Here is a 7,854-nt window from a genome sequence, read left to right as displayed (position 1 = left end):
CACTGTCCCGATGCAAAAGCCTTTCTGCAGTGCTCCTCGGCGGCGGTTTACGACCCGCCGGACGACGAACCCCGCACCGAGTCCACCGCGCTCGGGGACAACCACAAGTCGATGTTCCCCACCTACTCCATCTCCAAGATCGCCGGTGAGGTGGTGGCGCGGTCGGTGGCGCGGGCCCTCGGTGTGCCGACCGTCATCGCGCGCCTCAACGTGCCCTACGGCGACCACGGCGGCTGGCCGTTCTACCACATGGAGATGATGCTGAACGGGGCTCCGATTCCGGTTCCGCCCGGCGGGCCGGCGCGCTACAACCCGATCCACGACGACGACATCATCGCCACGCTGCCCAAGCTGCTCGACGCGGCGTCGGTACCGGCCACCACCGCCAACTGGTGCGGCGAACAGGAAGTCAGCCTGCAGGAGTGGGCCCGCTACATCGGTTCGATCGTCGGCCGAGAGCCCGTGTTCGAGGACAGCACCCAGGCGCTGCGCGGCGGACCCACCGACTCCACCAGAATGCGTGAGCTCACCGGCGGCACGACGGTCGACTGGCGCGACGGGATCCGACGAATGGTCACGACGTTTCATCCCGAACTGGTCGGCTGACAACACGTCACAACGGCGACGCCCCTCGCAGATGTTCGAAGATCAGCGACGTCTGCGTGCCTGCGACATCGGCGTCGGCGTTGAGGTTCTCCACGACGAACGACCGCAGGTCGTCGGTGTCCCGCGCGGCCACGTGCAGGATGAAGTCGTCGGCGCCTGCCAGGAAATACACGTCCATCACCTGGGGCATCCGGCGGATGTGCTGGATGAAGTTGCGGATCTTGCTGCGCGCGTTGAACTGCAGGCTGACCGAGATCATCGCCTGCAGCGTCAGGCCGATGGCGGCCGGGTCGATGTCCGCGTAGAAGCCGCGGATCACGCCGACCTCCTGCAGCCGGCGCACCCGGCCGTGGCAGGTCGACGCGGCGATACCGACAAGCTCGGCCAGCGCGCTGTTGGACATGCGGGCGTCGGCGTGCAGCGCGGTCAGGATCCGCCGGTCGACGTCATCGATCACGGCCGGCCGAACATCCTTCGGTGACCGCGGCTGCCGAGCGGCAGGTTGTGATGAATCTTCACCCATGAGCCCAGACTATCGAAAGATAGTCAAGAATATTGCGTGTACTCGGGCAGTTCTTCACAATTGGCACCAACAACCAACACTCTTAGGAGCGATCATGCGTGTCGGCATCCCGACCGAGATCAAGAACAACGAGTTCCGCGTGGCGATCACCCCGTCGGGGGTCGCCGAGCTGGTCCGCCGCGGTCACGAGGTCCTCATCGAGTCCGGCGCCGGCGACGGATCGGCGATCTCGGACGCGGACTTCAAGCGCGCGGGCGCACAGCTTGTCACCGGTGCCGACGAGGTGTGGGCCGAGGCGGACCTGCTGCTCAAGGTCAAGGAGCCGATCGAGGCCGAGTATTCGCGGATGCGCAAAGGACAGACGCTGTTCACCTACCTCCACCTGGCTGCCTCCAGGCCGTGCACCGACGCGCTGCTGGCCTCCGGGACCACCTCGATCGCCTACGAGACCGTGCAGACCACCGGATCGGACGGGTCGGTGGCACTCCCTCTTCTCGCGCCGATGTCCGAGGTGGCCGGGCGGTTGTCCGCGCAGGTCGGCGCCTACCACCTGATGCGCACCAAGGGCGGTCGCGGCGTGCTGATGGGCGGCGTCCCCGGCGTCGCCCCGGCCAAGGTCGTCGTCATCGGCGGCGGGATGGCAGGCGACAACGCCGCCGCGGTGGCCTGGGGTATGGGCGCACACGTCACGGTGTTCGACCTGAATGTCAACACGCTGCGCAAGATCGACGCCGAATACGGCGGCGCCATCGAGACCCGCTACTCCTCGACGCTGGACCTCGACGATGCGGTCAAGGCAGCCGATCTCGTGATCGGCGCTGTTCTGGTGCCAGGCGCGAAGGCGCCCAAGCTGGTCACCAATTCGACAGTCGCCCAGATGAAGTCGGGTGCGGTCCTGGTCGACATCGCGATCGACCAGGGCGGCTGCTTCGAAGACTCGCGGCCTACCACCCACGACGACCCGACGTTCCCCGTGCACGACACCGTCTTCTACTGCGTGGCCAACATGCCGGGCGCAGTGCCGCGGACGTCGACCTTCGCGCTGACCAACGCCACGATGCCCTACGTCCTCAAGCTCGCCGACAAGGGCTGGAAGAGCGCCTGCGGCGCCGACCCGGCTCTGGCGAAGGGACTCTCGACCCACGAGGGCGCGCTGCTGTCCGAGCAGGTGGCCGCCGACCTCGAGCTGCCGTTCACCGATCCGGCGGGCCTGCTGGCCTGACCGACGGCCTAGATGGCCACCGGCTGGTCGTCGACACCGTCCCAGGCGTCCACGACGTCCTGCACGGGGAGCCCGAGGGCACCGCACAGCCCGACCACCGTCCCGAAACCCGGGCTCGGCATCCGGCCGACCTCGATCTTGCGCAGTGTCTCCGGTGAGATCCCGGCGTCCCGCGCAATCACCTCGGGATCGCGACCGCCCCGGGCCGCCCTGATCAGCGCGCCGAGGCGCTGCCCGGCTCGCACCTGATCCGGACTCAGAGGTACACGCACCATGGGGCCAGCATAGTCGGTATTCAAATACCGGTGCTGAAACGGGGATCACGCGTGATCGAGCTCAAGACTGCCGCAGAGATCAACAAGATGGCGGTGACCGGTGAATTCGTTGCGCAGACGCTGGAGACGTTGTCGGCCGAGGCGCACCCGGGAGTGAACCTGATGCAGCTCGAGCACCGGCCCCGCGGGCTGGTCGACGACCGCGGCGCGACATCGTGTTACTGGGACTACGCCCCGTCGTTCGGTCGCGGCCCGTTCCGCAACGTCATCTGCCTGTCGGTCAACGACGCTGTGCTGCACGGTATGCCGCACGACTACGTGCTGCGCGACGGCGACGTGTTGACCCTCGACTTCGCGGTGTCGATCGAGGGCTGGGTGGCCGACGCCGCGGTCACCGTCGTCGTCGGCGTCGGCGCCGGAGACGGTGACGGTGACGCCGACACAGCGCTGATCGAATCGACGCGACGCGCACTCGACACGGGCATCGCCGCCGCGGTGCCGGGGGTCACCTCGGTGACATCTCCGCTGCGATCGGCGAGGTCGCCACCGAGGCCGGGTACCGGGTCAACGCCGAGTTCGGTGGCCACGGGCTGGGACGCACAATGCACGAGGATCCGCACGTCTCCAATCGCGGCCGGCGTGGACGCGGCCTGTTGCTGCGGCCCGGAATGGCGCTCGCCCTGGAACCGTGGTGGGCACGCGGCAGTGACCGTCTGGTGATCGACGCCGACGGCTGGACCCTGCGATCGGCGGACGGGTCGAACACCGCCCACTCCGAACACACCATCGCCATCACCGAAAGCGGCCCCCGGATCCTTACGTCGGTGCGCTAGTCGCGCACGTCTCCGTCGACGTAGAACCACCGGCCGGCGCGCCGGGCGAACCGAGACCGTTCGTGCATGACGCCGTGGCGGTGGTGGGCGCGGAACTCCACCTCGCCTGATTCGTCGCCCTCGCCGGCACCGGCGACATCGATGATCTCGAGTCGCGACCACGTCACCGTGCCGTTCCCGATGTCTTCCGGACGGGTGCGCGGATGCCACGTCCGCCACACGTACTCGGTGTCGCCGACGACATACGCGCTGTAGCGAGACCGCATCAGCTCTTCGGCCATCTGTGCCGGTCGGTCGCCGATGTGCAGCGGCAGGCAGCACCGGCCGAAGGGATCGCCGGTTCCGCAGGGACAGGGGGTATCGGGTCGCACCGATACAGTGTGCCTGACTTGACAGCTGTCAAGTAACGTGTGGGCATGCTTTCGCTCACCGACGTCCTTCCCAACGCCCCGACCACCACCGCCGATGCGCTGGCCCTGTTCGACTCCTGCCCCACCTCGCACCGGAGTTCATGATCGGCCAGTGGCACGGTGCCGAGTTGCCCACCGGCCATCCGCTCGACGGCATGCTGGCCGCCAGCGGATGGTGGGGCAAAGCGTTCCTGGACTCCGAAACCGTTCACCCGCTGTTGTTCCCCACCGGCGACGGTGCCGCGCTGTGGGCGCTGAACCCCGCGCTGGCGTTCGGCGGCCTCGGCTTGGCCACCAAGATCCCGGCCCTGAAGCGACAGAACTTCACGGGTGTGATCACCACGCTCAAGCTCGCCCTTCAGGCACGCGGACCCAAGGCCCGACTGCGCACGACGCGCTACCGCGACGTGGACACCGCGACCATGATCTACGACCAACTGCCGATCAACGACGTGTTCCGGTTTCTCGACGACTCCGCCGGATCCGAAACCGTCCTGGGCGCAATGGATCTGCGCGGCATCCGGGCGCCGTACTTCTTCGTGCTGCGGCGCGACGACTCACTGCCGCTGGTATAGGTCGGCCACCGCGAGGGCGGCCAGGGAAGCACTGCCGAGCAGCAGGTGCCGTCTGGATAACTCCGTCACGGCACCGAGGCTAATGGGGCTGGCGCCGCCGCAGGGTGATCGGAAGGCCGTCGGCGGGGGTGGGACCGGTCCCCCAGGTCAGCCGGAGCCGGTACCCTCCGGGCACAGACCAGTCGAAGTGTCGCAGCAGCTGGTGCATGATCACCTTGACGTTCATGTCGGCGAACTGCTGACCGATGCACTTGTGCACACCGCCGCCGAAGGGGGCGAATGCGTACCGGTGCACCAAGGCTGCGTCTGCGCCGTCCAGGAATCGTCCGGGGTCGAAGCGGTCGGGGTCCAGCCACCAGTCGGACAGCCGCATGGAGGCGTAGACGTTGATGGCCACCTGGCTCTTGCGGGGGATGTAGTGGCCGGCGAGTTCGGTGTCCTCGATCGCCTGCCGGAACAGGGTTCCCGCCGGGGCGTACATCCGCAGGATCTCCTTGAACGCCGCGTCCAGCAGCGGATGCGTCGAGACGTCCGTGGGCTCGAGATCGCCGGCGCCGCTTGCCATCGCCTCTTCACGTAACACGTTCTGCCACCCGGTGTTACGGCCGAGCTCGTAGACCAGCATCGAGATCGCGATGGCGCTGGTGTCATGGGCGGCCATCAGCAGGAAGATCATGTGGTTGACGACGTCCGCGTCGCTGAACCGCTGCCCGTCGTCGCTGCGGCTGCGGCACAGCATCGAGAACAGGTCGGCGCCGTCTCCGGCGCGCCGGCTGGGCAGTTGAGCGGCGAAGTACCGTTCGAGGCGTTCGCGCGCCCGCAACCCGCGCGCCCACACTCCGCCCGGGATGTCCGCGCGCAGGATCGCCTGGCCCCCGCACACGGTGTCATGGAAGTCGGCGGACAACCGATCGGACTCGTGCCCGAGTGGCGCGCCGACGAACACCTCGGCGGCTTGCTCGAGGAGCAGGTGCTTGACCGAGGGGTAGAACGGAAAACGTTGGGCGCTGGGCCAACTGGTCACTGTCCTGGCAATGCCGGGTCGCATCAGTGCCAGATATCCGTCGAGGGCGGTGCGTGTGAAGGCCTGTTGCATGATGCGGCGGTGATCGCAGTGCTCTTCGAAGTCGAGCAGCATGATGCCGCGGTGGAAGAAGGGCCCGATGACCGGCGCCCACCCCCGGGTGCTGGAGAAGGCTTTGTCCTTGTTGATCCAGGCTGCCTCCAGGGCTTCGGGGCCCAGCAACGTGACGATGCGAAACCCGACTCCCCCGGCCCACGAGACCGGCCCGTAGCGGCGGTAACGGCTCCTGGCGAAGTCGAGTGGGTCGACCAGCGAGCTCATCAGGTGGCCGAGGAACGGGAACCCGTAGTTGCCCATCACGGGTTTGAGGTGCGACGACTGCGCCGGCGACGCCAGCGGCCGGTCCCTGCTGGGGTAGCGGGAGGTGACCGATGCGGCGGCCGACTGCAGGCGGTTCTTGGCGCCGGCGGCGGTCTCACCCGACAGGACCGCGGTCATCGGCCGATCCGCTCGAGGTAGGCCCGCCGGCCCGCGGGGTCGTAATGCCCGGGTGGGCGGCGCAGCGTCGCGAGGCTCTTGAGACGCTGCATGAACGGCTCCGGGGCGATCTCCTCCAGCGCGCCGATCGGCGCCAGCCAACGGGGGGCGGTGATCTCGCGATGCGGATGCCCCGCGCTGTCGGCGATCACCCTGGCGATCTGCTCCGGCTGCCGGGTCGGCAACAGGTCCAGCGAGACCCCTGCGGTCAGCTCGGTGTGCACCGCGGTCTGCATCACGGTAGTGAGACTGACTGCGGTGCCGGGCGATTTCAGCACGCACGGCACGCGACAGCGCGGCGACCGCGTACTTGGTGGCGCAGTACACCGACATCCCCGGGGTGGTGACCTTGGCGGCCATCGACGCGATGTTGACGATATGGCCGCGGTCGCGTTCGCGCATTCCGGGAAGAAACACATGCATCCCGTTGATGACACCGACCAGGTTGACCGCGACTTCCCGGTGGTACTGCACGAGCCGCTGCTCGGCGAACGGCCCCATGTGCTGGATACCGGCGTTGTTCACCAGCATCGCGGGTGGACCCTCGGCACCGGCGAGCTCATGGAAAGCGGTCAGACTCGCGGGGTCTGTGACATCCAGATATGTTGACCGAGCTCCGATCTCGGCAGCGCTTCGTGCGGCTTCGTCGGCGTCGAGGTCGCCGATCAACACGTTCGCACCGCGCCGTGCCAGCTCGGCGGCCGTTGCCCTGCCGATGCCCCCGGGCACCGCCGGTGACACACACGACTGCGCCGGCGAGGTCGCTCATGACCGAACTGCGCCTTCATCGGTGAACTCGCGCAACGCGAAGTACGCGATCAGGCGGACCTCCCTGCTGGGCATCGTCAACAGCGCCGGCCCAGATACAGGCCGGGCAGCAGTTCCACGATCTCGTCGCGGGTGCGTTTGATCGGGAAGGTCCGCACGCTCGGGTTGCGATGCTCAGGCGAACCGTAGTCCAGCGCGCGCACCTTGATGAAGGGAGCGGCCGCGGCGGTGTCGATCCGGTGATGGAAGTCGAATCCCTCGACCTCGGACCCGACCCGGCGCATCCCGCGGTACATGGGCGCGACCGCCCGCAGCGTGTACTTCCCCAGCGGGCTGAGCCGGTTGAAACCCGTTCCGGCGGCCTGGTCGAAAGTCTTGTCCCGCCAGGTCGGGTCGAGCTTCATCAGCGGGTTCGCCAGTTGGGCCTCGGGAATGCCGAACAGTTTCCCGACGACCATCCCCTCCATCGCACCGTGAGGACCCTCCGGTGCGTCACCGCGTCCGAACAGTGCGCGCAACTCGTCGTGGCGGCCGGCGGCGCCGATCTCGCGCAACCGGTCCCATCCCAGCCGGCGGGCCAGCACCGGCGACGTCGCCGCCAGGTCTTTCAACTCCGCCATCAGAGAAACTCGCTGTTCCGCTGTCGACACGTCGGTCATCAATGCCCTCCTTCGCTGCGCCGCAGGGACGCATCTCGCTACCCTAGTTCTGGTACGAAAATGTGCCAGATTGACGTGACACGTGTCATCAAGGGTCCCGCCCCTGGGGCCGGAGATGCGACGATCAAGGCGTGCCCGACACGCCGCAACGCAGCTACGCAGGCCAGAGCGCGGCCGACCGACGCAGCCGGCGCCGTGCGCGGTTGATCGAGACTGCGCTCGACGCCATGGCCGGCGACGAGTGGCGGGTGATCACCGTCGACAAGATCTGCGCCGCGGCGGGATTGAACAAGCGCTACTTCTACGAGAACTTCACCGACCTCGATGCCCTCGCGGCCGCGACGGTGGACGAGATCGCCGAGGCCGTGCGCGCCGCCACTGTGCAGGCCGTGGCCGGCGCCGTCGACGCGCCGATCGAGGAG

General features: G+C 67.9%; 9 protein-coding genes and 3 pseudogenes. 5 read left to right on the top strand and 7 right to left on the bottom strand.

What is annotated here, in order from left to right; translation table 11 throughout:
* The coding region (locus WA944_RS25305; protein WP_526647456.1) for an NAD-dependent epimerase/dehydratase family protein at positions 1-606 on the top strand (606 nt) is incomplete at its 5' end.
* 7 nt (positions 607-613) lie between these two features.
* Here WA944_RS25305 and aldR read toward each other — a convergent pair.
* Positions 614-1,129, bottom strand: a complete 516-nt coding sequence (gene aldR, locus WA944_RS25300; RefSeq protein WP_526373304.1) for an HTH-type transcriptional regulator AldR — start codon at positions 1,127-1,129, stop codon at positions 614-616.
* Between the two features lie 94 nt (positions 1,130-1,223).
* On the opposite strand from aldR, the gene ald reads away from it, so the two are divergent.
* Positions 1,224-2,351 carry an alanine dehydrogenase gene (ald, locus tag WA944_RS25295; protein WP_526373306.1) on the top strand — a complete coding sequence of 376 codons (1,128 nt, stop codon included), beginning with the start codon at positions 1,224-1,226 and terminating at the stop codon, positions 2,349-2,351.
* A gap of 8 nt (positions 2,352-2,359) precedes the next feature.
* On the opposite strand, the gene WA944_RS25290 is transcribed toward ald, so the two are convergent.
* Positions 2,360-2,626, bottom strand: a complete 267-nt coding sequence (locus WA944_RS25290; RefSeq protein ID WP_526373308.1) for a helix-turn-helix domain-containing protein — start codon at positions 2,624-2,626, stop codon at positions 2,360-2,362.
* 51 nt (positions 2,627-2,677) lie between these two features.
* Here WA944_RS25290 and map point away from each other — a divergent pair.
* Positions 2,678-3,459, top strand: a pseudogene (map, locus tag WA944_RS25285) (type I methionyl aminopeptidase).
* Here map and WA944_RS25280 read toward each other — a convergent pair.
* The gene (locus WA944_RS25280; protein ID WP_526647455.1) at positions 3,456-3,830 is read right to left on the bottom strand and encodes a YchJ family metal-binding protein; all 375 of its coding nucleotides are present in this window, start codon (positions 3,828-3,830) and stop codon (positions 3,456-3,458) included. The pseudogene map and the gene WA944_RS25280 sit on opposite strands and share 4 nt — an antisense overlap.
* Before the next feature lie 45 nt (positions 3,831-3,875).
* Here WA944_RS25280 and WA944_RS25275 point away from each other — a divergent pair.
* Positions 3,876-4,444, top strand: a pseudogene (locus WA944_RS25275) (GXWXG domain-containing protein).
* A 79-nt stretch (positions 4,445-4,523) separates the two neighbouring features.
* Here WA944_RS25275 and WA944_RS25270 read toward each other — a convergent pair.
* The 4 genes and pseudogenes from WA944_RS25270 to WA944_RS25255 form a co-directional block, all read right to left on the bottom strand.
* Positions 4,524-5,966, bottom strand: a complete 1,443-nt coding sequence (locus WA944_RS25270) for a cytochrome P450 (RefSeq protein ID WP_526373314.1) — start codon at positions 5,964-5,966, stop codon at positions 4,524-4,526.
* Positions 5,963-6,244, bottom strand: coding sequence for a hypothetical protein (locus WA944_RS25265; RefSeq protein ID WP_526373316.1), 282 nt, complete (start codon positions 6,242-6,244; stop codon positions 5,963-5,965). The genes WA944_RS25270 and WA944_RS25265 overlap by 4 nt, the downstream gene beginning before the upstream one ends.
* 79 nt (positions 6,245-6,323) lie before the next feature.
* Positions 6,324-6,677, bottom strand: a pseudogene (locus tag WA944_RS25260) (SDR family oxidoreductase); the annotation flags it as partial.
* Between the two features lie 173 nt (positions 6,678-6,850).
* Positions 6,851-7,432, bottom strand: coding sequence for a hypothetical protein (locus WA944_RS25255; protein WP_526373311.1), 582 nt, complete (start codon positions 7,430-7,432; stop codon positions 6,851-6,853).
* A gap of 131 nt (positions 7,433-7,563) precedes the next feature.
* On the opposite strand from WA944_RS25255, the gene WA944_RS25250 reads away from it, so the two are divergent.
* Positions 7,564-7,854: TetR/AcrR family transcriptional regulator (locus WA944_RS25250; protein ID WP_526647454.1), on the top strand; the 291-nt coding region annotated here is incomplete at its 3' end.

The sequence above is a fragment of the Mycobacterium sp. genome (assembly GCF_049683355.1).
Taxonomy (GTDB): Bacteria; Actinomycetota; Actinomycetes; order Mycobacteriales; family Mycobacteriaceae; genus Mycobacterium.
Note: the sequence above shows the minus strand (reverse complement) of the source record. Positions and strands in the feature narration are given on the sequence as shown.

Coding starts and splice junctions, on each gene's coding strand:
- aldR (WP_526373304.1), bottom strand. CDS start 1,129: ATGGGTGAAGATTCATCACAACCTGCCGCTCGGCAGCCGCGGTCACCG.
- ald (WP_526373306.1), top strand. CDS start 1,224: ATGCGTGTCGGCATCCCGACCGAGATCAAGAACAACGAGTTCCGCGTG.
- WA944_RS25290 (WP_526373308.1), bottom strand. CDS start 2,626: ATGGTGCGTGTACCTCTGAGTCCGGATCAGGTGCGAGCCGGGCAGCGC.
- WA944_RS25270 (WP_526373314.1), bottom strand. CDS start 5,966: ATGACCGCGGTCCTGTCGGGTGAGACCGCCGCCGGCGCCAAGAACCGC.
- WA944_RS25255 (WP_526373311.1), bottom strand. CDS start 7,432: ATGACCGACGTGTCGACAGCGGAACAGCGAGTTTCTCTGATGGCGGAG.